Origin of the sequence: Mesorhizobium sp. M1A.F.Ca.IN.022.06.1.1 (genome assembly GCF_003952605.1) — a bacterium.
In the GTDB taxonomy this organism is placed as follows: domain Bacteria; phylum Pseudomonadota; class Alphaproteobacteria; order Rhizobiales; family Rhizobiaceae; genus Mesorhizobium.
Map to the genome: position 1 here is coordinate 1,342,351 of NZ_CP034455.1, position 26,200 is coordinate 1,368,550.

The 26,200-nt window shown below is 60.6% G+C and carries 23 protein-coding genes; 4 read left to right on the forward strand and 19 right to left on the reverse strand.

Going from position 1 to position 26,200, the window contains the following annotated elements; all coding sequences use genetic code 11:
* Positions 1-2 precede the first annotated feature (2 nt).
* Positions 3-908 (reverse strand): sulfate adenylyltransferase subunit CysD, encoded by a 906-nt coding sequence (gene cysD / locus EJ078_RS06715; RefSeq protein WP_066997810.1) that lies wholly within the window; start codon positions 906-908, stop codon positions 3-5.
* Between the two features lie 455 nt (positions 909-1,363).
* Between cysD and EJ078_RS06720 the strand changes: the two genes are divergently transcribed.
* Both EJ078_RS06720 and EJ078_RS06725 read left to right on the forward strand, forming a co-directional pair.
* Positions 1,364-2,653 carry an O-antigen ligase gene (locus EJ078_RS06720; protein WP_127216740.1) on the forward strand — a complete coding sequence of 430 codons (1,290 nt, stop codon included), beginning with the start codon at positions 1,364-1,366 and terminating at the stop codon, positions 2,651-2,653.
* A complete protein-coding gene (locus tag EJ078_RS06725; protein WP_127403307.1) occupies positions 2,650-3,585 on the forward strand; it encodes an NAD-dependent epimerase/dehydratase family protein in 936 nt (311 codons plus the stop codon). The genes EJ078_RS06720 and EJ078_RS06725 overlap by 4 nt, the downstream gene beginning before the upstream one ends.
* Here the strand turns inward: EJ078_RS06725 and EJ078_RS06730 are convergent.
* The 16 genes from EJ078_RS06730 to EJ078_RS06795 form a co-directional block, all read right to left on the reverse strand.
* The gene (locus EJ078_RS06730) at positions 3,573-4,067 is read right to left on the reverse strand and encodes a sugar transferase (RefSeq protein ID WP_127217553.1); all 495 of its coding nucleotides are present in this window, start codon (positions 4,065-4,067) and stop codon (positions 3,573-3,575) included. The genes EJ078_RS06725 and EJ078_RS06730 overlap by 13 nt on opposite strands.
* A gap of 45 nt (positions 4,068-4,112) precedes the next feature.
* Positions 4,113-4,919 carry a glycosyltransferase gene (locus tag EJ078_RS06735; RefSeq protein WP_245459135.1) on the reverse strand — a complete coding sequence of 269 codons (807 nt, stop codon included), beginning with the start codon at positions 4,917-4,919 and terminating at the stop codon, positions 4,113-4,115.
* An 86-nt stretch (positions 4,920-5,005) separates the two neighbouring features.
* On the reverse strand, positions 5,006-7,042 hold the full coding sequence (locus EJ078_RS06740; RefSeq protein ID WP_164750690.1) for a nucleoside-diphosphate sugar epimerase/dehydratase: 2,037 nt from the start codon (positions 7,040-7,042) through the stop codon (positions 5,006-5,008).
* 244 nt (positions 7,043-7,286) lie between these two features.
* Positions 7,287-8,405 carry a glycosyltransferase gene (locus EJ078_RS06745; RefSeq protein ID WP_127217164.1) on the reverse strand — a complete coding sequence of 373 codons (1,119 nt, stop codon included), beginning with the start codon at positions 8,403-8,405 and terminating at the stop codon, positions 7,287-7,289.
* Positions 8,402-9,217: a glycosyltransferase family 1 protein gene (locus EJ078_RS06750; protein ID WP_245459137.1), complete on the reverse strand. Its 816-nt coding sequence runs from the start codon at positions 9,215-9,217 to the stop codon at positions 8,402-8,404. Before EJ078_RS06750 ends, EJ078_RS06745 begins: the two co-directional genes overlap by 4 nt.
* The gene (locus EJ078_RS30175) at positions 9,214-9,609 is read right to left on the reverse strand and encodes a hypothetical protein (RefSeq protein ID WP_245459139.1); all 396 of its coding nucleotides are present in this window, start codon (positions 9,607-9,609) and stop codon (positions 9,214-9,216) included. Before EJ078_RS30175 ends, EJ078_RS06750 begins: the two co-directional genes overlap by 4 nt.
* Positions 9,585-11,012, reverse strand: a complete 1,428-nt coding sequence (locus EJ078_RS30180) for a glycosyltransferase family 4 protein (protein WP_348627316.1) — start codon at positions 11,010-11,012, stop codon at positions 9,585-9,587. The genes EJ078_RS30175 and EJ078_RS30180 overlap by 25 nt, the downstream gene beginning before the upstream one ends.
* Positions 10,994-12,496 carry a glycosyltransferase family 1 protein gene (locus tag EJ078_RS06755; RefSeq protein WP_208721169.1) on the reverse strand — a complete coding sequence of 501 codons (1,503 nt, stop codon included), beginning with the start codon at positions 12,494-12,496 and terminating at the stop codon, positions 10,994-10,996. Before EJ078_RS06755 ends, EJ078_RS30180 begins: the two co-directional genes overlap by 19 nt.
* A 2-nt stretch (positions 12,497-12,498) precedes the next feature.
* Positions 12,499-13,905, reverse strand: coding sequence for an FkbM family methyltransferase (locus tag EJ078_RS06760; protein ID WP_127216052.1), 1,407 nt, complete (start codon positions 13,903-13,905; stop codon positions 12,499-12,501).
* A complete protein-coding gene (locus EJ078_RS06765) occupies positions 13,905-14,765 on the reverse strand; it encodes an FkbM family methyltransferase (RefSeq protein ID WP_127216053.1) in 861 nt (286 codons plus the stop codon). Before EJ078_RS06765 ends, EJ078_RS06760 begins: the two co-directional genes overlap by 1 nt.
* Positions 14,762-15,997: an ABC transporter ATP-binding protein gene (locus EJ078_RS06770; protein ID WP_127216054.1), complete on the reverse strand. Its 1,236-nt coding sequence runs from the start codon at positions 15,995-15,997 to the stop codon at positions 14,762-14,764. The genes EJ078_RS06765 and EJ078_RS06770 overlap by 4 nt, the downstream gene beginning before the upstream one ends.
* A gap of 2 nt (positions 15,998-15,999) precedes the next feature.
* On the reverse strand, positions 16,000-16,785 hold the full coding sequence (locus tag EJ078_RS06775; RefSeq protein ID WP_127216055.1) for an ABC transporter permease: 786 nt from the start codon (positions 16,783-16,785) through the stop codon (positions 16,000-16,002).
* A 25-nt stretch (positions 16,786-16,810) separates the two neighbouring features.
* Positions 16,811-17,755 (reverse strand): GDP-mannose 4,6-dehydratase, encoded by a 945-nt coding sequence (locus EJ078_RS06780; RefSeq protein ID WP_245457096.1) that lies wholly within the window; start codon positions 17,753-17,755, stop codon positions 16,811-16,813.
* 38 nt (positions 17,756-17,793) lie between these two features.
* A complete protein-coding gene (gmd, locus tag EJ078_RS06785) occupies positions 17,794-18,780 on the reverse strand; it encodes a GDP-mannose 4,6-dehydratase (RefSeq protein ID WP_127216057.1) in 987 nt (328 codons plus the stop codon).
* A 49-nt stretch (positions 18,781-18,829) separates the two neighbouring features.
* Positions 18,830-20,245 (reverse strand): mannose-1-phosphate guanylyltransferase/mannose-6-phosphate isomerase, encoded by a 1,416-nt coding sequence (locus EJ078_RS06790; protein ID WP_206518463.1) that lies wholly within the window; start codon positions 20,243-20,245, stop codon positions 18,830-18,832.
* A 2-nt stretch (positions 20,246-20,247) separates the two neighbouring features.
* A complete protein-coding gene (locus EJ078_RS06795; protein WP_127404006.1) occupies positions 20,248-21,675 on the reverse strand; it encodes a phosphomannomutase in 1,428 nt (475 codons plus the stop codon).
* Between the two features lie 465 nt (positions 21,676-22,140).
* Here EJ078_RS06795 and EJ078_RS06800 point away from each other — a divergent pair, with 465 nt between their 5' ends.
* Entirely contained in the window at positions 22,141-23,511 is a 1,371-nt protein-coding gene (locus EJ078_RS06800; protein ID WP_127217539.1) for an IS1182 family transposase, read from the forward strand.
* A gap of 164 nt (positions 23,512-23,675) precedes the next feature.
* Here the strand turns inward: EJ078_RS06800 and EJ078_RS06805 are convergent, their stop codons facing one another.
* Positions 23,676-24,269, reverse strand: coding sequence for a biotin transporter BioY (locus EJ078_RS06805; protein ID WP_127217399.1), 594 nt, complete (start codon positions 24,267-24,269; stop codon positions 23,676-23,678).
* A 201-nt stretch (positions 24,270-24,470) separates the two neighbouring features.
* Between EJ078_RS06805 and EJ078_RS06810 the strand changes: the two genes are divergently transcribed.
* Complete coding sequence (locus EJ078_RS06810; protein WP_127217400.1) at positions 24,471-25,379, forward strand: MBL fold metallo-hydrolase; 909 nt, start codon at positions 24,471-24,473, stop codon at positions 25,377-25,379.
* A 1-nt stretch (position 25,380) separates the two neighbouring features.
* Here the strand turns inward: EJ078_RS06810 and EJ078_RS06815 are convergent, their stop codons facing one another.
* The gene (locus EJ078_RS06815; protein WP_127217401.1) at positions 25,381-26,166 is read right to left on the reverse strand and encodes a DUF1499 domain-containing protein; all 786 of its coding nucleotides are present in this window, start codon (positions 26,164-26,166) and stop codon (positions 25,381-25,383) included.
* Between the last annotated feature and the right edge of the window lie 34 nt (positions 26,167-26,200).

Genomic DNA, 26,200 nt, shown 5'->3' on the forward strand with positions numbered 1-26,200 from the left:
GCTCAGAAATACCCCTCGCGCTTCTTCTTTTCCATGGAACCTGCCTCGTCGCGGTCGATGAGGCGGCCCTGGCGCTCGGAGGTGCGGGCGGTCAGCATCTCGCCGACGATGGCTTCGAGCGTGTCGGCATCCGATTCTATGGCGCCCGTCAGCGGATAGCAGCCCAGCGTGCGGAAGCGCACGAGACGGTTCTCGATCTTCTCGCCGGGGCGCAGTTGCATGCGGTCATCGTCCTTCATGATGAGCATGCCGTCGCGTTCGACGACCGGCCGCTCCTTGGCGAAATAGAGCGGCACGATGGGGATGTTCTCCTGCAGGATATACTGCCAGATGTCGAGCTCGGTCCAATTGGACAGGGGAAAGACGCGGATCGATTCACCCGGCGCGATCCGGGTGTTGAAGATCTTCCACATTTCCGGCCGCTGGTTCTTGGGATCCCAGGCATGCTGGGCATTGCGAAAGGAAAAGATGCGTTCCTTGGCGCGCGACTTCTCCTCGTCGCGACGGGCGCCGCCGAAGGCCGCGTCGAAGCCGTATTTGTCGAGCGCCTGGCGCAGCGCCACCGTCTTCATGACATGGGTGTGGGTGTTCGAGCCGTGATCGAAGGGGTTGATGCCGTCGCGCACGCCGTCTTCGTTGACATGGACAAGCAGGTCGAAGCCGAGCTTCTGCGCCATCTGATCGCGAAAGGCGATCATCTCACGGAATTTCCAGGTCGTGTCGACATGCAGGAAGGGAAATGGCGGCTTGGCGGGATAGAAGGCCTTCATCGCCAGATGCATCAGCACCGAGGAATCCTTGCCGACCGAATAGAGCATCACCGGCTTGGCGAAAGAGGCCGCAACCTCACGGAAGATGTGGATGGATTCGGCCTCTAGCCGCTGCAGATGGGTAAGCGCGATATTCATAAGCTATTGAGCGTTCTTTCGTGCCGGCCAGGCCTTGCAGCAGGCGATTGGCGCGGTTTGCTAAAACAGCCCGTCAAGCCCTGGACACTTGTCGCGGGCGTTCTAGCAGATCGCCATCGCCCACAACAATGCAAGACCCGCGCCGGGCACAGCGCTTTGGGAATGAATTTTCCAAGTGAGCTTGATAAGTCGGAAAATTCTCCCAGACAAGCCGAGCAATTGAAAGGGGCCGAACAAACCCATTTGCTTCGATCGGCTAGGTTGACTTCCAAGAGCTTTCGTCCACGCCGCGGATTTTTGGCTGGACATCCTTCGGTCGCCCTATCGCAGATCGGAGCCAGCCGCTATACCGGCGCGGGAACGGGGCGAGGCTCGGCAGAACGGGATCGGTCAAGGCCAATTGTTCGGCACCCCGGCGGGTCTGCGCACAACCTGGAAGATTGCGAAGCAAGGCATTGGACCCGTTTACATCGCTTCGGCGGCATCTCACGCCGACACAGATCAACATCTACTTCTCGATCGTCTGCTTCTTCTCGCCGCCGGTGCTGGGATCGGTGGTCAGCTTCGTTTTCAACGGTGGCGCGCTTTGGTCCGTGTTCCTGCTCGCCATCAAACGGCGGCAGTTCAACATCGACCGGCCGATGCTGGCCATGACGGTGGCGATCTGTGCCTATTGCGCGGCCATCGTCCTTGCTTCGATCGTCAACGGCACGCTGGCGGCGGATCTGCGGTTGTTCCTGCCGCTGATCACTTTCCTCTTCTTTCCGATCTCCTATTCGACCTGGAGCATCACGGAAAAGACCGTGCTTGTGCGCATCGTCGTGCTGGCGAGCGCCGCGGCATGTTTCGGCGCGCTGCTGCTCGCCGTGGTTCAGTATTACTGGCTCGGCACCAGGGCCGAAGGCGGTGCCGGGAATGCCATCGTATTCGCGACGGTGACCTGCCTGGCCGCGGCGATGAGCCTCGCAGGCGCGCTGTCGGGGATCGAGAAGCGCTGGAAGCTGCTGACTCTCGCTGCGCTGTCGGGCAGCTTGGCGGTGCTTTATTCGGGCTCCCGCATCATCTGGCTGGCGCTGCTGCTTGCGGGCATCGCCGTGCTCTCGATCAACCGGCGCCGGCTCAGCGGGTTGAAACTCGCGCGCATTGCGCTGATTGCCGGCGGCGCCTGCCTGCTGCTCGCCGCGATCGCGTTTCCCGTCATTGCCAATCGCGCTGACTTCCTTTTCAGCGACTTGGATGCGCTGACCACCAAGAACGACCATGCGACGGCTCTTGGGCTGCGGGTGGCGATGTGGGAGATCGGCACGAAGGCGTTTCACGAGGCTCCGATTTTCGGACATGGCATCACAGGCAGCCGGGCGCTGATGAAACAGGGTTTTCACGATCAATTCGGCATGGACGCAGGCTACAACCATTACCACAACGGTTTTCTGACCGCGGCGGTGCAGGCCGGTTTGTTAGGGGCGTTCGCCTTGGCGGCGATCTTCGTCGTCGCGGCCTGGAACGCGGCAAGGGCGCTGCGCCGCAGCGCCGGCCCAGCGGAACGGTTCGGCGCAACGATGATCATCGTCACGGTCGTCACCTATCTGATAGGCGGGCTGACCGGTATCCTGGTCGGCCAGGACCTTCTCGATTCGACGCTGATGGTGTTCCTGGTTTCGGGAACCTATCTGGCTTGCGGACGAACGGTGCCGCCGACCGGCAAGAGCGCAGCCATTCCTTCGGCCGCCGGCCGGCGAACATGAAGGTCCTGGTCACCGGGGCGACGGGACTGATCGGACGCCAGGTGACCGGCCGGCTGCGTCAGGCCGGCTTCGACATGCGCATTGCGTCCCGCCGGCCGGAACGACTGCAGGCTGCGGGCGAGGTCTTTGCGCTGCCCGGCGCCGATGCGCCGGACGACGCCTTCCTGGCATTGATGCGCGAGGTGAGCCATGTCGTCCACTGCGCGGCGCTGAACAACGATCGGACTTTCAGCGACGCCGACCACCAGGCCGCCAATGCGACGCTGACCGCGCGGCTGGCCAAGGCCGCGGCTGCAGGTTGCAGCGGGCGCTTCATCTATCTTTCCTCGATCCGGGCCGTGGCGGGTCCCGGCTTCAGCGGCACGATCAACGAGGCGATGGCCCCTGCCCCGCAATGCGCCTATGGCCGCTCCAAGCGGGAAGGCGAGATCAGGATGATCGAGGCTTACGCCGGACGCCCGGATGCCACGGCACTGCGCCTGCCGCCCGTCTATGGCGAGAGCATGAGGGGCAACATGGCAGCGCTGATGCGGCTTGCCGACACCGCCCTGCCGCTGCCGGCCGGCGTGCTGGCGGGTGTGCGCTCTCTGATCGCGTCCGACACCGCGGCGGGCGCGGTGCTGCACCTTGTCAGCCGTCCGGGACCGCTCCACTCGGCCTATGTCGCGGGCAACGCCGCCCCTCTTGCGACGTCCGAAATCATTGCCGCGTTCCGGCGTGGTTTCGGCCGTCCGCCGCGGCTTTTTCCCATGCCTGGGATGCCGCTGCGGCTGGCGGCAAGGCTGCTCGGCAGGCAGGCATCATGGCAAGCCTTGACCGCGACCCAGGTCTGCGATCCGTCACTGCTGGCCGGGGAAGGTTGGATGCCGGAAACCGATACGCTCGGCCGGCTTGAGGAACTGGCGCGAAAGAAAGCCGCTCAGGCCCGGTAGAATGTCCCCAGCAATATTTTGAGGTCGAGGCCGATCGAAGCGGCCTTCAGATAGGCAGCGTCGGTTTCGGCGCAGAGTTTCGGATCGGACATGTCGATGCCCTTGATCTGCGCCAGCCCAGTGATGCCCGGAAGCGCCGAAAGCACGCCCAGCCGCCGCCGGTGGCCGATCAGCTCCGTTTGCGTCGGCAGGCACGGACGGGGACCGACAAGGCTCATCTCGCCCTTGAGCACATTCCAGAGCTGCGGCAGCTCATCGATCTTGGTCGCGCGCAGCACCCTGCCCACCGCGGTGACCGACCCGGCAGGCGCCTCGTGCGTGGGCAAGGACGGAGTGTTGCGATGCATGGTGCGCAGCTTGTGGCAGGCAAAGACAGCGCCGCCGCGCCCGACGCGCGGCTGCGAAAAGATGGCCGGTCCGGACGACGTCGCCCTGACCGCCAGCATGGCGATCAGCACAACAGGCGCCGTAACCGCCAGCATGACGGCCGCGATAGTCAGGTCGAAAGCCCGCTTTGCCGTCACGGCTCAGATCCGTCGCCAAAGAAAGGCAAGGTAGAGGCCGAGCGTGCCCATCAGGGTCTGCCGGTAGACGCCGCTTTTGCCGAGCAGGCTGAAGCGCCTGAGAGCGCTGCCCTTGCGCGCCCTGATGAACAGGCGAAGGCAACGTGCTGCATCCCGTGTAACGAGGTCGCGGTTGGCGGCAAGGCCTCTGAGATTGCTGTCCGTCCAGGTGGCGAACTGGCCCTGGAACAGCCGCCCGAGCCTCGAAAGCCTCGCCTTCCACGAGACGTTGGCGCCGACCAGGTTCGCCCCGTGCTGCCGGTATCTGACCAGCGGCCGCGGCTCGTAGCGGACCTTGCCGCCGGCAGCGGTCACGACGAGATAGGCCCACCAGTCATGGCTGACGAATTCGGTTCTTGCCGATGCCTTCGCCAGGAGGTCGCGCGCCGCGCGGTTGAAGAGCATGGTGTTGCCGCCGGCGATGCTCTGCACCAGGGCGTTGCGGAAGGACATCCAGCGAATGGCGCTCTCCAGCCGGTCCGGCTCCCAGACATCGTCCTGGTCGCAAAAGGCGTAGTAATCGGCATCGACGCGCGGCTCGATGATCATCGAGCGGAAGTTGGCTGCGAAGCCGTTTCGCGGGCCCTGCACCAGCGCAAGGGAGCCCTTGTTCCAGCGGGACCGCCACGCCTCAATGATCGCGAGGGTGGGGTCCGTCGAGCCGTCGTTGGAAACCCAGAGATCGACATGGGGCCATGATTGGTCGAGCAAGGACTGCAACTGATCGCCGATATAGGCGGCGCCATCCCTCGTGCCCATGAGAACGGCCACGCGCTGATCTTTTCCGGTCACTGCTTCAGAACCCGCAGGGCATTCGAACAGGCTTCAATAGCCAATTGCGGGAGGGCGGCACAGGGCTAACTGATCTGTCCGGCCGCTTTCGGCACCGCCCGCTGGGGCGCGCCGCCAATGCCTTGCCCTGCCCGGTTGAGCCCGGCCAGGATCGCGAGGGCCGCGGCCTTGTCCTGGTCCCGTATGGCGGCCACCAGCGCCGGCAGCGCGGCCTCGATCCTCCGCCACTCGACGACGTCGGTCCTGAGGCCGAAGATCTTGGCGATGTCGAGCTTGACGACCTCCTCGCCTTCGCCATGCAGCGCCTCGTGCAGCTTCTCGCCGGGCCTGATGCCGGTGAAGCGGATCGGAATGTCGGTATAGGGGCTTTTGCCGGCCATGCGGATCATGGTTTCGGCGACTTCGAGGATCGGCACGGGCTCGCCCATGTCGAGCATGTAGATGGCATAGTCGTCCCTGCCCTGGCGCCGCTCGGCATCGGCGGCCGACATGATGACGAGATCGACCGCCTCGGCCACTGTCATGAAATAGCGCGTCATGCGCCGGTCGGTGATGGTGACCGGCCCGCCGGCCTCGATCTGCGCCTGGAAGATGGTCGCCACCGAGCCGTTGGAGCCGAAGACGTTGCCGAAGCGCACGGCGATGAATTTGGTGCCGGGACGACGCACAGTTGGGACGCCGGCATGGCGGCCGTTCAGCCCGCCGGCAGGGAAAGGCGACGGCGCGGCGTGCGTTTCATGCAGCGAGGAGACGATCTGCTCGGCCGCGCGCTTGGTGACGCCAAGCACCGAGCTCGGGTCGACGGCCTTGTCGCTGGAAATCAGCAGGAACTGCGGCACCCCGCATTCGGCCGCGACCTCGGCGCAGGCGAGCGTGCCGAAGACATTCGTTTCGATCGCCGCTTCCCAGTTCTCTTCCAGCAGCGGCACATGCTTCAGCGCCGCGGCGTGAAAGATGATGGCGGGTTTGAACTCGCTGACGAGGCGCATCATGTGCGGCCGGTCGGTGACATCGACGATGCGGCTGGCCAGCCGGTCGCGGTCTTTCTCGTCGATGATCTGATCGAGCTGGAAGATGCCGAACTCGGAATTGTCGGCCACCAGCACCGCCTCGGCGCCGAGCTCCAGCGCGCGCTTGACCAGCACACGGCCGATGGAGCCGGCCCCGCCGGTGACCAGCACGCGCTTGCCGCCGACGAAGACGCCGATGCGCGCGATGTCGGTGGCGACCGCCGAACGGCGCATGATGGTTTCCATCTCGACGGCATCGAGAACCAGCTTGCCGCCCTGCCCCAGCTCCGAAAGACCGGAGAACTGGACGACGGCGATGCCGCTGTGGCGGGCGACGCGCACCAGCTCGGCATAGTCCTCGATCTCGCGCTCGACCCCCTTGCCGAAGATCAGAAGGTCGAGGCTTTCCGTGCCCTTGACATACTCTTCCAGCACCTCGACCAGACGCGGCCGCAGCGCCACGACCGGAACGCCCTGGATCTGGGTGCCGAGCGGCGCGCCGGCCTCCGTAGCCATGATGCCGGCGATGGCATATTCGGCCGGCACCGCCGTGCGGGTGAAGCGGACGATCACGTCGGCCTCGCTCAGCCGGCCGATGAACAGCGCCTGCTTGATCGACGCATCGCCGGCGGCGCGGCGCAGGATGCGCCAGGACGCGCCGTCGCGCAGGAAGCGATAGTAGAGCCTGGGTGCCGAAATGATGGTGAAGGAGACCAGAAAGAAGACGATGAACTGGCGCTCGTTGAGACCGGCGACCGGCTGGAAAAAGGAGCGGTAGGCAATCGAGGCCAGATAGAGAACCACCGTCAGGCTGCCGCAGCCCTTCAGGATGTTGAAGAAGTCGGGCGTTGAGGCAAAGCGCCAGACGGTGCTGTAGAGGCCGCAGGTGCGAAACAGGAGATGGGCGAGGAGCACGATGAGCGCCCAGCAGGCCAGCCCGCCGGAGGAGAACGCATCGAAGGAAAGCCGCGACTGCGAGAGCGTGAGGCTGAGCGCCACCGCGATCAGGACCATGACGAGGTCCTGGACCATGATGATGGCGCGCCGCATCTTCGGTCGGAGGCCCGATACGGCTTCTACATAGGTGGTCATAGGGTAGTACTGAACTCCAGGCGCGGGAATACTATCAGAGCGGCGCGGGACAGAACACCGTCCACCCGCGACTCCAGATTGCAAATCCCCAACCCCGTCTCCGGTTATGGCATTAGCGCGGAGTAGGAAGCATCGCCAGAGTTTTTTTGGGCGAGCACCGATCCGCCAAGTGTCATGAACTCAGCGGTAAGTAAAATGACAGACTCTTCGTTGAACCGGGCAGGATGGTGCACGGTCTTGTTGTTCAGCCTTTGCGGCCACCGAGCTGGCGGTAGAGCTCGGCATAGGATTGCCCCATCCTTTCCGCCGTGAACAGGCGAACGTAGCGATCGCGCGCGGCTCGTCCCCAGCTTGCGGCCTCGGTCGGCCAATCGACCAGCCGGTTGATTGCCTCGGCGAGGCGTACCGGGTCCGATGGCGGAACAACGAGCCCGGTCCGGCCGGCTTCATTAACATAGCTTGTGCCCGTTCCGATTTCGCAAGAAATCAACGGTTTGCCGCACATGGCTGCCTCGGCGAGTGAAAGACCGTAAGCTTCGGACCTCTGATTCGACGGGAAAACGAAGCCGAGGCAGGTGCGTAGCAGAGCCATCTTGCGGGGTTCGGCTACCTCGCCAAGGAAAATCACATTATCGCGGCCCAGCGTCTCGGCCTGTTGCCTGAGCTCGCGCTCGACCGGTCCAGAGCCGGCGATGACAATCTTGCACCGCGCCTGGCCGGCGGCATGGATCAGGACATCCAGCCCCTTATAGTAGCGCAGAACGCCGACGAACAGCACGAAAGGCTCCGCGACCGTCGATCGGCACCAGACGTCGTCGGCCGCGCTTGGCGTTGGATAGGCGCCTTCGTCGATGCCGATGGGGATGATCTTCGATTTGGCCCTGAATGTTCTGAGAACCGGACTCGAGTCGAGATAGTTCGGCGATGTCGCCACGATAGCGTCGACAGCCCCGAGGAAGCGCATCATCAAGGGCCGGTAAAAAGGCAGGATAAGCCTCTGTTTGACGATGTCGGAATGATAGGTGACGACAGCCGGCTTGCCGTGGCGGGAGTGAAAATGCACGACGTCCATGAACGGCCATGGAAAGTGGTAGTGGACCAGATCGGCTTGTCTGGCGAGCGTACCGAACTTACGAAAGGCCTCGCGCGAAAATCCGGTGGACGCAAGCTCGAAATCCAGCCTGGCTTTGCGGGCAACATGGCCGTCAAGACGTTGCGTGTTTTCTTCCGGCGTGCTGCTCAACGAGAGCACCTGTGTTTCGACGCCGTGCCGAGCCGTGCTCTCGGCGATGGCATGGATGGTCCGCTCCACCCCACCGAACGTGTCCGGCCAGTATGTCTTGAAGAAATGCAGGACTTTCACGCGTCGGTCTTTCGTCTTTGCCAGATGGCCTGCTCGAAGATCCGTAGCATGTCCCTGGCGTGATTCTCCCAGGTGAATCGCCCGGCATTGTTGCGCGCGCCGGCGGCAATCTGGCTGCGAAACTCAGCATCCATCGAGAGCCGGCCGAATGCCGCGGCGATCGCCGCCGGGTCGTTCGGGTCGACAAGGACGGCATTGTCCCCAGCGACTTCAGGCATCGACGATGTGTTCGACGTCAGCACCGGCTTGCCAAAGGAGTGGGCCTCGACGATCGGCAAGCCGAATCCCTCATAGAGCGAGGGCATCGCCAGGAACAGGCAATTCGCATATAGCGTGGCGAGCACACTGTCGTCGACGAAGCCAGTAAACCTGATATTCGTCTCGAGCCCGCTGCTGCGCACGAGATCGACTAGACCCCTCTGTTTCCATCCCTTGCCACCGACGATGACTAGGTCGCAGCCCGCGCGGGTGCCGGCTGGCAGCAGGCCATAGGCCTTGATCAGATTGGCGAGGTTCTTGCGAGGCTCGAGCGTGCCGACAAAAAGCGCGTAGGGCTTGGTGATCCCGAGCGGCCCCAAGCTCGAACCATCGCCGGGAGCCGGCAGCGTGGCCGTGCCCGGAAAGACTGTCCTGACCCGCGATTTCAGCCAGGGAAATGCGCTTGTCAACGCGCTTGCCGTGGCCGTCGAATCCGCGACCACGACATCGGCGGCCCTCAACGCCGGCTTCATCAGCAGGCGCTCGCCAATGAAGGTCCGGGCACGCATGGTCTCCGGCGCGTGCAGCCAGACGAGGTCGTGGATGGTGATCACGCGTGCGATGCGGCTGTGGAGCCCGAAAGGCAGCCGATGCGAAGGCCCCAGAGAACCTCCACGCGGTCGCGCCGTGTCAGCGACGGCAGCACCGACTGTCCCCAAAAGGTCCTGGCGAGAGGCCCCTTAAAGCCGGCAAGCCGCACGGAAACGCCAGGCGGAATGTCGTAACCCGCGCTGACCGCATCCGGCGCATAGACCGCAACGTCTGCGCCCTGCGCCGCCAGAGCCTTGATCGCATTGTGCACGAATCGGCCGATTCCATCGGTGGCCGATGCGAGGTTTCTGCCATCGATGGCGATTTTCAACGGTTTCTCAGAGCCGAGTTTAGAAGAGAAGAACGTAGGAAGTCGTAGTTGCGTCTGAATTACGCAACTGCTGGCTTTGCCCATTCAGCAAGTCTATGCCCAACACTAACTCCCTGAGCTTTCCAGTCTAACACAATTTCGTTCCGACGTGCATCAGCGCTAGATACCGACGGATCAGCGTCCACGAGAATATCCCCGCTACGAACGTCCACAATCCCATCTTCCCCCAACGCAATTGGACACCCCAACATAGAGAACGTGAAATCACGAGCGTATCGAAATCGACCGATGTCGGAATCGAAAAAGATCGTTTCCACGCGGCGGTCTCGTGTCGGGTCAAGAAGAAGGTCGCGTACGGCCCCTATTAACTCCTGCTTTCTGATGTGATCTTTTCCAACAAGGCCGGAGACATCGATCAGCAGATTGGGCAATCGTGCCATACGGGGAAGCGACTTATCGACGGACTCCGCAAACGTGACGAGGTCTTCCTCGTCACGCGGCGCTTCCGGAATCGCCGCGACGGCTCCAAGGACGTCTTGCATCGACACTCCCTCGTAGACGGATTCAATGAAATCCGAATACATGTCCGCGCATAGGCGGGGTGAATGGCGGATGGCAGCGTAGTCTTGTGCTTGCTTCGCGAGTGTTCTTCGCAAGCCGGCGTCTGCAAACAACCGGTCCAAGGCATCGACAAGATCCTTGTCGATGAATATGTCGTCAAGTTGAATGACCACTTCCGGGTCGATCTCAGCCATCGATCCGTTCGCGTTGATGATCGTCGGCAAGCCTGCGTTCAAGCAATCGAGAATTGCGGCTGAGGTCTCCCCGCGCGAATCTGTCCGTAACTGAACAGCGACATCGGCCGCGGCAAGGTATGTCCGGTATGTCTCTTCGCTTACCCAGCCAGTAATTTCTGCGCGTCGCTTCTTCTGCTTTTTCTCAAGGCGAGCCGCATATTCTGGCCACCCATTAAGACCGACGAATACAAGTTTGCAACGTTCGTCTCCGGACAGGGTAGATGCCGACCAGGCATCCATCAATCGATGGTTAAGCTTTGTCGGCGCCAGTATGCCGAAGCTGCAGACAACGAAGGCATCCTCGTCGATCCCCAGCTCCGCTCGAGCTTTTTGTTTCGACGGGAGTTGCACAGCGGCACGGGCGAGTGGCACGGTCCGCATATTGATTTGGGACGCAGCCCCGTAGTGCTCTCTGATAAGTTTCGCGGAATAGGTCGAATGCACGATCACGCCCGAGGCGTTTTCCACGGTTTTCTGGCTGCAAGGATATTTCAGAACCGCATCGACATTCGTTCGCAAGTGTTCCCAAATAGCGAGATATCCGTGGGAGCGGAAGAGCTCCTGGTTCCAAGCATTCTCCACCCCAGCATGAATCTGCCGATCTTTGTGCAGGCCGCTAAGGAAAAAATCATGGAGGACAACGACGCCGGGAAATCGCTCGAGCAGATCGATCATATGCTCGTGAAACATCGAATTGCCAAAATGATAGAGGATTCGACCGTAGGAGGCGGCGTTTTTTTCGAACCACTGGACGTTGCGGACCGGCACGTTCGCCTGCACCCACGTGTCGGACACGTTTTTTGTGCAACGATCACATCAATGTCGTAGTGGCGCGCAAGTTCGGGAAGCAGTTCGACACTGAAACCTGCAATGCCGCTTCGTTCCGGAGGAAGGGGAGAGAAGTAGGCAAGTTTCGGCCTGGATTTTTCGCTGTGATGGCGCGCTTTCTTTGCAGTTGAGCGATGTAGCTCCTCGATGGCATCCAAGGCACGGGCAGCTGTAGCTTTCCATGAAAACGACTTGACCCTCCGAGAGCCATTTTCAATGAGTTTCGATCGAAAGCCGTCGTCAGAAAGCGCCTTCAACATCTTGGCCGAAATGGAGTCCTCGGAGCGGGGATCGAACATCGCCTCATCCCAACCGATAATCTCCGGAATACTCGACGTGTCCGCACTTATCACTGCTGCGCCACACCGCATCGCCTCCAATACTGGCAGGCCGAATCCTTCATAGGTGGATGAAAAAACGAACAAAGAGCACATATTGTATAGCCCGATAAGGTCGTCTTCGGGGACATATCCAGTCAGCACGAGTTCGTCGCTATCCAGTCCAATGCTGGAGGCAAGATGGGAAAGCATCGTCCTGCTGTCGTCCTGAATACTGCAGACGATGACCAATTGATGAGCTTTGCGCGTGTCCCTGGGTAGCTTCGCAAAAGCTTTTATTAGCCCTTCGATGTTTTTTCGATGGTCTATACCCCCCGTATACATCACGAAGGGTCGAAACAGGCGATATCTTTCCCTGATCCGCTCTATGTCGACCTTAGCCAAGTCGACGACTCTGAAGGAATCATCAACTGCGCTTGATATATTGACGACTCGATCACGCGGCAGGGAGAGCCATCTTATGGCATCACTTCGCGTTGCCTCTGAAATCGCGAGCCATGCATCGGCTCGACGGAGATCATCGAGCTTCCGTTCGTACCAACTCTCGATGGCTCGATTCTGTAAATACGGAAGGCGATGGAGATAAGGGATCAAATCGAAAAGGATGACAGCGGTCGGAATGCGTGTCGTAAGCCGCCCTATGCTTGTGACCGTGCTGCTGTCGAGTCCCTCGAACAGACTTGATACGAGCAGAACATCCGGCTGCAGCTTTGCCAGAAATGCCTCGCGCAGCATTTCCGCAGATGTTCGGAGCCATGGTTTGCCGTCGAAGAGCTCGGAAACATTCTTAGGAGTATGCCAAACCTTAATGTTTTCTTCCGGGAGGATCCCCGCAAATTCGGAACGAATATCCAAGGTTAGTTCGGTGTTGGCACCGTTCAGAGCGAGCAGAATTTCATGATGCCGGCCGCTCTTGATTAGTGCGTGCGCGAGCGCCAGCGTATATCTTCCAATGCCACGCTTGGCGCTCGACCCCTGCGCACCTTGCATGTCGATAACGATGCGCATTGTTATTGATATTCCTTTCGACGAGTTTCAAGCATTTCCAAAATCCGTTTGGATCGGGAACTTATTCGCTTGCTCACCCTTTCGGGAATGACGCCCATAAATACCCCGGCGACGGGAGGGTCGGACGTTGACACTGCCATATTCATCGCCCCGGGATTGTGCTCTATCGCTTGAGTGGCGATGATACCGCGGGAACGGGCGAATGCCTGTAAATGGCCAAGTATCGCAGGATACGCGTGTAGAGATGCAATAGCCCGCCGTTTTAGCGCAGGCCGGGTTAGTACAAGTCGGATCATTCTTGAGAAGACGCCCGCTGCCGCTCGTCTCGGCAGCAGTATCACGCTAATTGCTGCCGCGCGAGCGACCGTCCTGCCTGATTTCACCGCGTGTCCGATCGCTCGATATGGCCAGGTTAGACGCCAAGAGCGACTCCGGTAGACTTCCTCCAGTTGGTCTCGATACCGCTTCGCTTGTACTCGCCATTCTTCAGCTTCCCGCTGCGCATGCCTTTCCAGGCTGGTTACCGCCTCGTGCAAGCGATTCGCTGCAGCCTTCTCGGCAATTCGCGCCGCCTCAAAGTTATGTATATCGGATTCGAGAGTAACAAGCTTGGCATTCAGCGAGGTGACTTCTGCATTCGCCGCTTCCAGCCGCTTTTGTACTTCCGCTTTTTTCTCCTCTATGGCTTCCAATCGCTGCCTCATGGGAGCAAGCAGTCCGGAATTGCTGGAAACGGGAAAAGCGAATTCGTCGAAGATATTCGGGCCAGGCCCGAATGAAACCTTCAACTCTGGATGTTCTTCGCTGACGTAAAAGCGATTCAAGCCATCGAAATAGACGAACTTATAACCGAGCTTTCCGAGATAGGATTGCCATCCCTCATGGCTCTTTTTCGTCGAAAGCGGGAAAGTGCTTTCGACCACAACAATCCAAGGACGTACCTTGGAAGAGCCCCAACTCTTGATAACACCAGCTTCCATACCCTCGACGTCGACCTTGAGCCAGTGAATATCCTTCTCTGCGTGGCGATCCAAAAGATTCTCAAGACTGACAAGCGGCACCGCCCGCTCTTTCATTTCGAATCCGGCTTTCGCATGCCGCCTTGCAATGGCGGCATCGCCGGTACTGAGCCCAGTTCCTGAAAACTCATAGAAAGTTAATAGGCCAGTATCCAGGCCGATTGCTGCTTCGATCACTTCTTCGTCAGGTCGGGCGGCGCGTATTTTAGCAGCATAGAGGGTGGATGGCTCCACGTGCACGCCACGCCAACCCTGTTCGTAAAATGAAAGGCTTACGGAATCTTCTACCGGATCCTGGGCGCCAATATCGATGTAGAACCCGTGCTTTACTGACTTGAGGGCGCGCCACAAAATCACATCTTCGAAGTTTTGTGCGTAGGACGTGATCATCAGCGTTCAGGAAACAATGAAAGAGCGGCTTTGTTCAGCGACACAGGCGGAAGTTCAATGCGCCGATCCTCGGGAAAGAAACTAGCGGTAATCAGTCCATCGCCGCTATATGATTGTTGTACGTCATGCTCCGCCAATATTACGGCTCCGAAATCCAGCAACGCTTCCCTACAATCGGCGTGCGTGGTTCGTGAGCCGGAGATGCTGCTATGGTGCGTCGACACGACCACAAATCGCAGGCTTCGCCGCTCAACCGCCGGTGCCATGGAGCGAATGAACGGCAACTCCGCTCCCTGTACGTCTAGATGCAGCACCTCGATGGTCCGGTCATTCGTCAATCTGGATACCCCGGCCATATCAAGGCAAGGCACCATGCGAAGCTGTCCGTCCGATTCACATCGCAGCTCATGGCTTTCGAGACCGTCACCGCCAACGCAGGCATTGTGAAAGCTGATACGATGTTCGAGCCCGTTCAGGCTCGCATTGTCCCGACCCAGTTGAAGATTGTTCGGGTCTGGTTCAATGCAGATCGCCGACGCACCCGCAATTTCATGCAAATACCACAACGTATAGTAGCACCAGAAGGCACCGAGCTCCACGATCAACGAATTGTGGCGGGCGTAGCGCAGGAGATGGTGGAAAACCAACTCTTCCTGCGGCTCGTGATGGCCTCGCAATGCGCGAATGATTTGCGCCATCCAGTCGCCATGGTATCCGCCCGCCCTAACCCGCACGCCGTTGTGCATCATTTGGACAGGGCCGTTCGGCGTGTCCAGAATGCGTCCCGCGTCTTGTACCTTCGGGACGCTGACACAATCGTTGCAGCTGCTAGTCATTATCGTCCGTTCGAGTTCGTTCACGCAGTAGTCCCCCGAATAACGAACCTCGCGTCAAGTGCGGACGTCCCGATGAAAAACGGGTGAGCAGCATTTATCACATCAAAAACGAGCGCATTATCCTGCCACTCGTAGTTGTTCTCCAGATGTGTATCTGAACTGCACAGCGCCACTGAGAACGAATAGGAGCCTTGGCCCAAAGTACAGGTGAAAGGCAACTGGAATTCAATCTCATCGCCTGCCTTGACGTCCCGAAGGACCTGCCGCGTGTGCCAGGTGTTGGTGCCCCACACGACGTGGCCGGTGCGATCGCGTAGCATAAGGCCCAGCACCAGGGGGGAAACATTCGCCTCTGCCTCCGCCACCAACTTCAGCACCAGGGTTTGTCCCACTTGCGCGACCTTCACTAATTCTTGGCTCTGCACATCGAGAAGTTGCAGCCTTGACGCCTTGACCTGAAAAGTCCCCGACCTGGTGAATGCCCAGCCGTCTTTCTCTCGCCGCTGCTCTACTTTCAGCTTCTCGTTTTCCTTGGCCGCGATCATCGCGTTGTAATAGTCAACCACCTCGTCGGGCTGCCCGTCCTTAATGGCACGCCCCTTGTCCAGCAGGATCACCCTATCGCACAACGCTCGCACGTCGGCCAAACTATGAGTAACGAGGAGAATTGAGGTCCCTTCTGCCTTGAATTGTCGGATACGATCGAAACTTTTATGCTGGAAATAACTATCGCCGACCGAAAGCACCTCGTCGATTATCAGAACTTCCGGACGCCTTGCGGTGGCGAGCGCGAATGCCAAACGTGCCAGCATTCCGCTTGAGTAAACCCGAGTTGGTTGATCGAAAAATTCGCCTATTTCGGCGAAGTCTTCAATCGCGGGCATCATTTGCGCTAACTCCTGCTGCGAAAAGCCCATAAGGCCGCCAGCATGGAAGACATTCTGTCGCCCCGTAAATTCAGGATTGAAGCCTAGCCCGAGTTCGAGAATGGCGCTGATGCGGCCGCCGACATGCACGGTGCCTTCGGTCGGTCGCACGGTGCCGGTGATCAGCTTCAAAAGCGTGCTCTTGCCGGCGCCATTTTGTCCAATCAGTCCGAGCGCTTCACCGGCTGAGAGGGAAAACGAAATGTCCTTGACCGGCCAGAATTCCTCGGTCGGCTTGACAGGTGCGCCGAACCAGCCTGCGAACCTTTTAAGGTTGCTTGCATAGCTCGCGTAGCATTTCGACAGGTAACTGACGGAAAGAACGGTCATCACTATAGCACGTCGATGAGTTCGGGACTTGCCCGGCGAAAGAACACGACCGCCAAAGCCATGCTCACAAGCCCCAGAACCGCCGGCATAATCAGACTATCTGCGCTTGGCCAGCGGTCGAACAGAAGTGCATCCTGATACAGCGCTACCAATGGCGCGAGCGGGTTGAGATTGAACACGGCACCGTATTTCTCCGGCAAGACGTTGGCCGGATAAACAACCGGTGTCAGCCAGTACCAAAGATTCAGCACTATCGTCGTTACCTGGGCAACATCGCGGATGAATACGTTCATCACCCCGAGGATGACGCCAAGCCCAAAACCGATAGCCGCAATCAGCACGATCCCGACCGGCAATAGGATCAATGCGCGGCCTGGCAGATGCCCGAGGAAGATAAAGATGATGAAAAGTGCTAGCAGCAGCAACAGGTGATTGATCAGCGCCGTGCCGCCGACGATGAGCGGCAGGCATAGACGCGGAAAGGCTATCTTCTTCATTACCGGCGCCTGTTCGATGAAGACAGTCATGCTGCGTGTCAGAATGTCGCTGAATAACGTCCAAGCGGCCAGGCCGGATAGAAGATAGATCGGATAAGCTGCCGGGCTTTCCGTATCCGGAAGCCGCGCCTTAAGAAGTTCTGAAAGCACGATCGAGAAGATCACCGCCTGCGCGAGGGGGTGAAGGATGAACCAAAGGCCGCCCAGACGCGACCGCACGAAGCGTCCCCTCAGGTCGCCTTTGATCGAGGAAATGATGAAATGGCGATATTGCCACAGGCTTCGGAACATAGGTTTGACCTTTTGCGCGCGGTCGTCAGCGGGGGCTACATGCCCGACGCCAATACCCCAAAACGTCGGCCAATGTTTGCTCAAACGGCACCAGAGGCGTCCAGTTCAGCTCTGCGCGTGCTTTTGATGCATCACCATAAGCGATAGGGATTTCGTTCGGTCGACGCTTTGCCAGGTCTTCGCGCACTTCGATGTCGATGCCCGACTGTACAATAAATGCGTCTAGGATATCCCGAATTCTGCGGGGTCGTCCCGACGCGATGTTGTAGACGCAGTCGGGCCCGGTCTCGGAGACCCGGATCGCGGCGGTCGCGTAGGCGCGCACGACATCGCGAACGTCGAGGAAATCGCGCTCGGCTTCGAGATTTCCGACATGAATGACAGGCTCGCGCTTGCCCGACAGGATTTCGGCGACTTGGCGTGCGAAATCGGAGACCACATAGGTGTCGGACTGGCCAGGGCCGGTGTGATTGAACGGGCGAAAGCGAATGGCGCGCAGACCCTCATAGGACAACTGGCCTATCATAAGGTCGGCAGCTGCCTTGGTGGCACCGTAGACGTTAACCGGCCGGAGCGGTGCGTTTTCCGTTAGGGGACCAGCCGGGTTCTGGAAAGAGGCTCCGTAGGCTTCCGAGCTGCCAACGTACACGAATCTGGCCTCCGGAGCATGGCCCATCACGGATTCCGCCAAGTTCATCGTTCCCGTGACGTTGACATCCCAGGCATGCCGTGGGGCATTACGTGCATCCGAGGGCGCGGCCACCGCCGCCAAATGGACCAGCGCGGTGGGCTGGATTTCGCGGACGGCGTCGTCGACGGCATCCCGGTCTCGCAGGTCGATCGGGTTTCGTTGCCCTTCGCCATGACCGAACGCGAACACCTTGCAGCCGGCGTGCTCCCGCTCCAGCAACTGCAACAGTGCCGTGCCGACAAACCCGCTGGCTCCGGTTACAAGGATGCGATGCGTCAACGTACCGACCACTCTCGCGAAAAAGTCTTTGCGATCACTCAGCGCCTCGGCGGGCTGGAATGACGTTCCAGATCCGCATCCACCATCTCGCAGATCATCTCTTCCAGCGAGATCGTAGCTTCCCACCCCAGCTTCTGCTTAGCCTTTGCCGGGTTGCCGAGCAGGATCTCGACTTCCGCCGGCCTGAACAGATCCGGATCGATCACAAAGTGGTCGTCCATCTTCAGCCCAACATGCTCAAAGGCGATGCGGCACATGTCACGGACGGTCGTCGTCCTGCCCGTGGCCACCACATAGTCGTCCGGCTGATCCTGTTGCAGCATCAGCCACATGGCGCGGACATAGTCCTTCGAATGGCCCCAGTCGCGCTTGGCGTCGATGTTGCCGAGCCGCAATTCCTTGGCCATGCCTTTCTTGATCCGCGCCACCGCATCCGTAACTTTGCGGGTCACGAATTCAATGCCGCGAAGCGGCGATTCGTGATTGAAGAGGATGCCGCTGGAGGCGTGGATGCCAAAGCTTTCACGATAGTTGACGGTGATCCAGTGCCCGTACAGCTTCGCGACCGCATAGGGAGAGCGGGGGTAGAAAGGCGTAGTTTCCGACTGCATCGGCTCCTGAATGAGGCCGTACATTTCCGATGACGAGGCCTGGTAGAAGCGTGCCTCGGGGATTTCAAGGCGGAGCGCCTCGAGCACATTGGTAACACCCATGCCCGTAACGTTGCCCGTCAGAATCGGCTGCTGCCAAGATGATTTGACGAAGGATTGCGCTGCAAGATTGTAGACTTCGTCCGGTCTGATTTCGCGCATCGTCCGGGCCAGACCGGACAGATCCGTCAGATTTCCGTCCACGATCCGAATGTCTTTCTCGATGCCAAGCCATTTCAGGCGCGTAGTATTAACGTCGGCTGTGCTTGAGCGCCGGGCAAGTCCATGAACTTCGTAACCCTTCGCAAGCAAGAGTTCCGCCAGATAGGCACCGTCTTGCCCGGTGATGCCGGTTATCAAGGCTGTCTTTGTCATCAATGCTCTCGATACTATCTAATGATCCGCTCTGCCAGCCGATGAACCCTCAGGCCCGACCATAAACGTCGTCGAACCGCACGATATCGTCTTCACCAAGATACTCCCCGCTTTGCACTTCGATCATCACAAGCGGAAGGACGCCCGGATTTTCCAGACGATGCTTGTGGCCGCAGGGAATATAGGTGGACTGGTTGATCGTGAGCAGGATTTCGCTCTCGCCATTAACGACCCTGGCAGTTCCGCTCACCACCACCCAGTGCTCGGAGCGATGATGGTGCGCCTGGAGGCTCAGGCGGGCGCCTGGCTTCACTTCAATGCGCTTGATCTTGAAGCGGTGCCCTTCCTCCAGCACGGTATAGGTGCCCCACGGGCGATGCACCGTGCGGTGCAGTGTTGCCGCCTCGTGCCCCTCCGCCTTGAGGCGGTTATAGAGGTCCTTCACTTCCTGTGCTTTGTCCTTGCGCGCGACCAGAAGCGCGTCCGGCGTGTCCACGATCAAGAGATCTGAAACGCCGACAAGACCGACCAGCCGATCTTCGCTATGCACGTAGCAGTTCGCCGCGTCGTGCAGAATTGTTTCGCCGGTGGCGCGGTTGCCCTTGTCGTCGGCCGAAACAAGTTCGGACAGCACCGACCATGAGCCGATGTCCGACCAATCGAAACCGCAGGGCACAAAACCCACGTTCCTTGCCTTCTCCATCACGGCGTAGTCGATAGAAACAGCGGGAACAGCCGCGAAGCTGTCCCTATCCACCTCGACGGTGAGCCGGTCCGTGCCATCCGCTGTCCTGCCTTTCTCGAGGGCTGTGCGCGCACTGGCCAAGATGTCCGGGCACAGGTCCCGCATGGCTTCCAGCATCGAGCGGGCCGTGAAACAGAACATCCCTGAGTTCCAGAAGAAACGGCCGGTAGCGATAAATTGGGCCGCGGTGGCCGCATTCGGTTTTTCCACGAACCGAAGAACTCTATCCCCCTCGGCCTCGACGTAGCCAAAGCCCGTTTCGGGGCGGTCGGGCTTCACGCCGAATGTGACAATCTGACCTGAGGCCGCAAGCGCCGCCGCTCTCGCGACACTCGCGCGGAAGCCGGCCTGATCCAGTATCAGATGATCAGCAGGGAGCACGACTAGGACGGCGTCCGGGTTCTCGTGCGCGACGTGCACTGCCGCGAGCGCAACTGCGGCCGCCGTGTCGCGGCCGAACGGCTCCAGCAGGAATGTGTTCTTCACGCCTGGAGCCGCCACCTCCGCATATTCATCGGCGGTAAGAAACAGCAGGTCGCGGTTGGTGACCGTCACGACATGATCGATGCCTTCGAGCTCCACGGCGCGCGCGTAGGTCTTTCGAATCAACGTCCCGCCCTCCGGCAGCGGGATGAAGGGCTTCGGATGCATTGCGCGGGAAATCGGCCAGAGCCGAGAACCGACGCCGCCGCTTATGATGACAGGGACGATATTGGTCAACGTCAACTCTCTAAGATCTGAGCCCCGGCCAGAGCGAGACTCCAACCGAGCAATTCGTCTGCGCGGGATTCCGCTTTTGCCTCGACGTAGCAGCGCAATTCGGGCGCGTTACCTGACGCACGGAAGTGCACAACTTCTCCGTTAGGGACGGTGATACGCACGCCGTCATGGTTGTCAATATTCCCGATGCCCCCGAGATCCGCGAAGATGTTGTCGGCATAGGCTGCGTCAGCCGCCAACTTGCCAAGAAAGGAGGCGCTATTCTCGCTCGGCACCCCCTCGAGCCGACCGCTTGCGGCGGCAAGAAAGCGAAAGTCGGCCGCTATCTCGGCGAGAGGGCGAACATTCTTTGCGATTACTGCCAGCGTGCAGACAATTGGCAATACCGAATCCCGCGTCTGCAAAGCCGGGAGGCTGCGCCCACCTCGCTCGACGGACGAACCCAGGAGAACCCCGCCATTCGCCTCGAAGCCCACGACACATCTTGCGCCCTGGGCGAGAGCGGTGCCGATACCTTCGACGACATAGGGCGAGCCCACACGTGTGCGGACGACCCTTGCGAAATGACCGCAGCGCTCCAGACCGGAATTGGAACTGACCGGTGTGACAACACAGTCGGCACCCAAGACATTCGCGGTGATTGCACCTACCAGATCGCCGCGCACGAAAGTACCGCTGGCGTCCGCAACGAGCGGCCTATCGCCATCGCCATCGGTGGACACGATCGCGTCGAACGGTTCCGCTGCCGCCCAATCCTTGAGAAGCGCTACATCTTCCTGCCTGAGCGCCTCTGTATCGACCGGAATGAAATGTTCGGCCCTGCCCAGAGGTACCGTTTCAGCCCCCAGTCCGCGAAGAATATCGACGACGACGTCTCTTGCCACGGATGAATGCTGGTAGACGCCGACGCGCAGGCCAGAAAGGCTGCCTTGTTCAAAGAAATCCAGGAAGCGGTCCATGTAGCACTGGAACGGCTCGGCGCCCACCCGCACAGGATCAACTCGCGACAGGAGCGGAACGGGATCCCCGATGGCTGCGTGGATTTCGACGATGTCGCGTTCATCGCGCTTATCGATCTCCCCGTCCGCCCGGTAAAATTTGAGCCCATTTCTGTCGTCGGGAATGTGACTGCCAGTGACCATTATTGCTGGAGCGTTCTCGCCGGTAGCGTAAAGCGCAAGCGCGGGCGTGGGTAATGCTCCACAATCGACCGGCACAAGTCCGGACGCGGCGATCGCTGAATGAACAAGTTGCGCGATCTGGGGACTGGAGGCGCGTAGGTCACGTCCGACAAAAACCTCCGAGCCTTCGTTCAACAAGTTCCGATTCTGGAGCATGCGCAGGAAAGCGACGGTGTAGCTAAATGCCGGCGTACCTCGAAGCTCGCTGACTAGGCCGCGCAGTCCACTGGTACCAAACTTCACAGTCACCCTTTGCGACCCTTTCCGAAGAAATTTGGCTTGGTGCAAGTTAGGCAAACTGACATCGTTTTCGCGCGGGCCGGCCGAGCATTACGGCAGATGCGGAGCATCAGATAACGCATCTCTACAGATCAGGTCACCTGAGCGGCCTTCCGTATATTTCCATTTAATATTAGATACTTCTAACATTATTGGACAGAGGAACGCTCTTCTGCCTTCTGCAAGGATAGCGCCTTTCAAGAAGGTCTCCTTGAATTGCCGAGCCCCCCGGCCCCGCAAGCTGCTCGTGCTTATGTTTCGCGAAGTGGCTTGTCAATCTCTGGCTGAACCTACACACAGCGGGCTTCGCCATTTACACCAGATGCCAGAGAGCGAAGCCTCAACACCGTCGAAATAAAAAGCCGGCGCGTGAGCGCCGGCTCAGACTGCTGACAAACCCCTGGCGTTTGCCGGGGGTTTTTGATTCACTGGGTCATGTTGAAGCGACCCGCCCCTGAACAGACCGCGCTTGAGATGGTGACGTTGGATCAGCTGGTTCCGGCCGATCATCTGTTGCGCAAGATCGATCGATCGATCGACTTCTCGTTCATCCACGGTCTGACGGCGCCATTGTACTGCGCCGACAATGGCCGCCCGCCGCTGGACCCGACCTTGATGTTCAAGGCGCTGTTCATCGGCTACCTGTTCGGAGTGCGCTCGGAGCGGCAATTGGTGCGCGAGATCGAGGTCAATGTCGCCTACCGCTGGTTCCTGCGGCTGAAGCTGACCGACAAGGTGTTCGACGCCTCGACGCTGTCGCAGAACCGTCGTCGGCGCTACCAGGACGAGACGATCGCGCAGGCGATCTTCGACCGCATCGTGGAGCAGGCGATCCTTGCGGGGCTGGTGGACGGGACGGTGCTGTATACCGACAGCACGCACCTGAAGGCCAACGCCAACAAGGGCAAATACGACCTTGCCATGGTCGCCAAGTCGCGTGCCGACTACTGGGGCGAGCTCGACCGCGCCATCGAGACGGAACGGGCGCTGCACGGTCAGAAGCCGCTGAAGCAGAAAGAGCGCAAGCCGCCGGTCAAGCAGACCAAGGTCTCGCGCGCCGATCCGGAGGCCGGCTACATGGTGCGCGAGGGCAAGCCGAAGGGCTTCTTCTATCTCGATCACCGCACGGTGGACGGTCGTTGCGGCATCATCACCGATACCTTCGCCACGCCGGCCAACATGCATGACTCGATCGTCTATCTTGGCCGGCTCGACCGCCAGGTGGAGCGCTTCGGCTTCGTTGTGGCGGCGGCGGGGCTGGATGCCGGCTATGCCACGCCAGGCATCGCCAAGGGGCTGGAGGACAGGAACATCCGGGGCGTCATCGGCTATCGCAACCCGACCCCGCCAAGGCCCGGCAAGATGAGGAAGAGCGCCTTCGTCCATGAACCGGATCGGGACGGCTATCGTTGTCCGCAGGGCCAGTTGCTCACCTACGCCAGCACCGATCGCGGCGGGTATCGTCATTACAGAAGCGATCCGGCCATCTGCCGCGACTGTCCGCTGCTGGCCTCCTGCACCTCAAACGCCAAGGCCGAGCGCACCATCACACGCCATGTCTGGCAGGATCAACGCGAGCGCGTCGATGCCAACCGGCTCACGGCTTGGGGCAAGGCCATCTACCGGCGTCGCAAGGAGACGGTCGAGCGATCCTTCGCCGATGCCAAGCAGCTGTTCGGCCATCGCTACGCCCGCTTCCGAGGGCGAACCCGCGTCGCCTGCCAGTGCCTGATCGCAGCCGCCGCCCAGAACATGAAAAAGATCGCAATCAGCCTCTGGCCAAAGCCCAAACCGGTCCTCGCCTGAGGCCAAATCTGCGTCGGCGGCCTCCTGACATCCGCTCCCGCCACCAATTTCCCAAGCGCAATCAATCTGCAAAACAAAACCCCGCCGAAAATCGACGGGGTTCGTCAGCAGTCTGAGCCGGCGCGTGAGCGCCGGCTTATGGTTGATCTGTTGGAACGGAATTTTCAGGACTGCTTCGGCAGCAGCGCCCAGACCGCCGGCACGAGGCTCGCGGCCAGCGCCACCTTGATCAGGTCGCCGGCGATGAACGGCGCGACGCCGAACTGCCAGGCCTTTTCCGGTCCGATGAGCGCCGCCAGCCAGGCAAAGCCCATCGCCATCATGACGATCTCGGCGGCAAGCATGGCGCCGAACAGCTTGAAGGGGTGGCGGTCCCAGCCGCGGTCGGCGGCCCAGCCGGCGATCGCCGCCATCACCACGAAGCCGGCAAGGTAGCCGCCGGTGGAGCCCAGTATATAAGCGATGCCGAGGCCCTTTTCCGGCGTGCCCTGGAACACCGGCAAACCAAAAGCGCCCTCGGCGAGGTAGAGAAGGAGCGTCGCGACGGCAAGACGCATGCCGAAGGCCGAGGCGATCAGCAGCACCGCAAGCGTCTGCAGCGAGATGTCGACCGGGCCCAACACCACTTTCGTCTTCGCAGACAGGGTGAGCAGGAGGGTTCCTGCAAGCGCCAGAAAGAGCTGGCTGGCAAGCCGGGCCGCGCCCTGGTCGGGCAGAGCGAGAGAAACGAGCGGGCGCATCGTGGTTGCAGTTGCCATGGTCTTCCCCATCGTGGCTGATTTGCTGTGTTTGAGGCGCGTCGCGGAGAAACGAGTTCAGGCGGCGCGCTTCAAGATTTCGTCCTGATGCGTGTCGTTCTCCCAAGACTGCTGCGCAGTTTTGGGCGACATGCATTGATTTTCCTATATTGGCTTCGGCAGGATGCGGCAAACATTTTGCCGCGAGCAGCAGGACCCGGCATGACACTTGAATTCGACGCACGCTTCGATCCTGCCTATGGCCAGGCGGTCACGGTCGCTCCGGACGTCCAGCGCGTCACGGCCAGGAACCCGAGCCCGTTCACCTTCCACGGCACCAACAGCTACCTCGTCGGCCGCGACACGCTGGCAGTGATCGATCCAGGTCCGGACGACGATGAGCATCTCGGAACGCTGCTCACGGCAATAGGCGGCAGGCCGGTCAGCCATATCTTCGTCAGCCATACCCACCGCGATCATTCGCGGCTCGCGGCGCGGCTGAAAGAACGCACGGGCGCTCCCGTGCTCGCCGAGGGCCCGCATCGGCCGGCGCGGCGGCTGCGCATCGGCGAGATCAATCCGCTGGATGCCAGTGCCGATTTGGGCTTCGTGCCCGACATTGCGCTGGCGGACGGCAGCCTTACCCATGGCGACGGCTGGGCGATCCGCACCGTGCTGACGCCAGGGCATACCGCCAACCACGCGGCCTTTGCGCTGGAGGGGACAGGCATCCTGTTTTCGGCCGACCATGTCATGGCCTGGGCCACATCCATCGTGGCGCCGCCCGACGGGGCGATGGCCGACTATATGAAATCGCTCGACCGGCTGATCGAGCGCGACGACCGCCTGCTGTTGCCCGGCCATGGCGGACCGGTGACCGCGCCGCGCAGCTTCATGCGCGGGCTGAAGTCGCATCGCAAGATGCGCGAGCAGGCGATCCTGGAACGCATCCTGAGCGGCGACCGAACCATCAAGGAGATGGTCGCGGCGATCTATCGCGACACCGACCCGCGGCTGCACGGAGCAGCCGGCCTTTCGGTTCTCGCGCATCTCGAGGACCTGGTGGCCCGCGGTCTCGTCGCCAGCGAAGGCGACCCGGCGATCGACGGGATTTTCAGGCCTGCCGGTTGACTCACTCGGCCGGCGCCGCGCCGACCTGGCCGGCGACCTCCTGATCGAGCTCGGCGAGGAAATCGGTGATACGGTCGGCATTGTCGCCCAAGTCATGACGCCCGTAGCGCGAGGCCGAACGCATGTCGACGACGACCGAATCGCCGTCGTCGGCGACGCGGATGGCCACATCTGCCGGCAGGCCGAGCACCAAGCCCCTGGCGACCGCGGTGATCGTCGCCTCGCTCTGGCCGTTGATGTCGGGATAGGGCGCGGTCAGCTGCCAGTCCCGCCGGTCGAGCACGGTCTCGACAGCATCGACCACGGTTTCGAAGGGCAGGTTGTAGCTCCGCCCGCTAACCAGCGGATATGCTTCCGCCTGCAGGCTCTGCTCGCCGGGCGTCGGCGGTGACAGCGCGTTCATGTCGCTCGTCCGGTCGCTGGTGTCGAGCGCCGGCGGGTCGTCGACGTCGGTCGAAATGTCGCGCAGCGGCGGATAGATGGTCGCCCAGTAGGCGGCGACACCGAAAGGCGCAAGCACCAGCACTGCCAGCAGGGCGCCGACGCTGAGATCGCGGCCGCCGCGGTCGCCGAAATTCCACAGCCTCGACAGTGCAATCCCGGCGAGCAGCAGCGCGAGCGCCGCAAGCAGCGCAACGAGCGCCAGCACCCACAGGAAAGGCGGGGTGTCGACAAAGTCGAGCCGGTAGCCGGCAACGACGGTCAGCAAAAGGACGAGCGAGAATGCCCCGATCCGCCGCGACCAGCCGGCCGCCCTCGACGTCTGCCGTTCAGGAATTGTAGCCATCGTCTGCCGCATTACCCCAGTCCGCATCGAGACT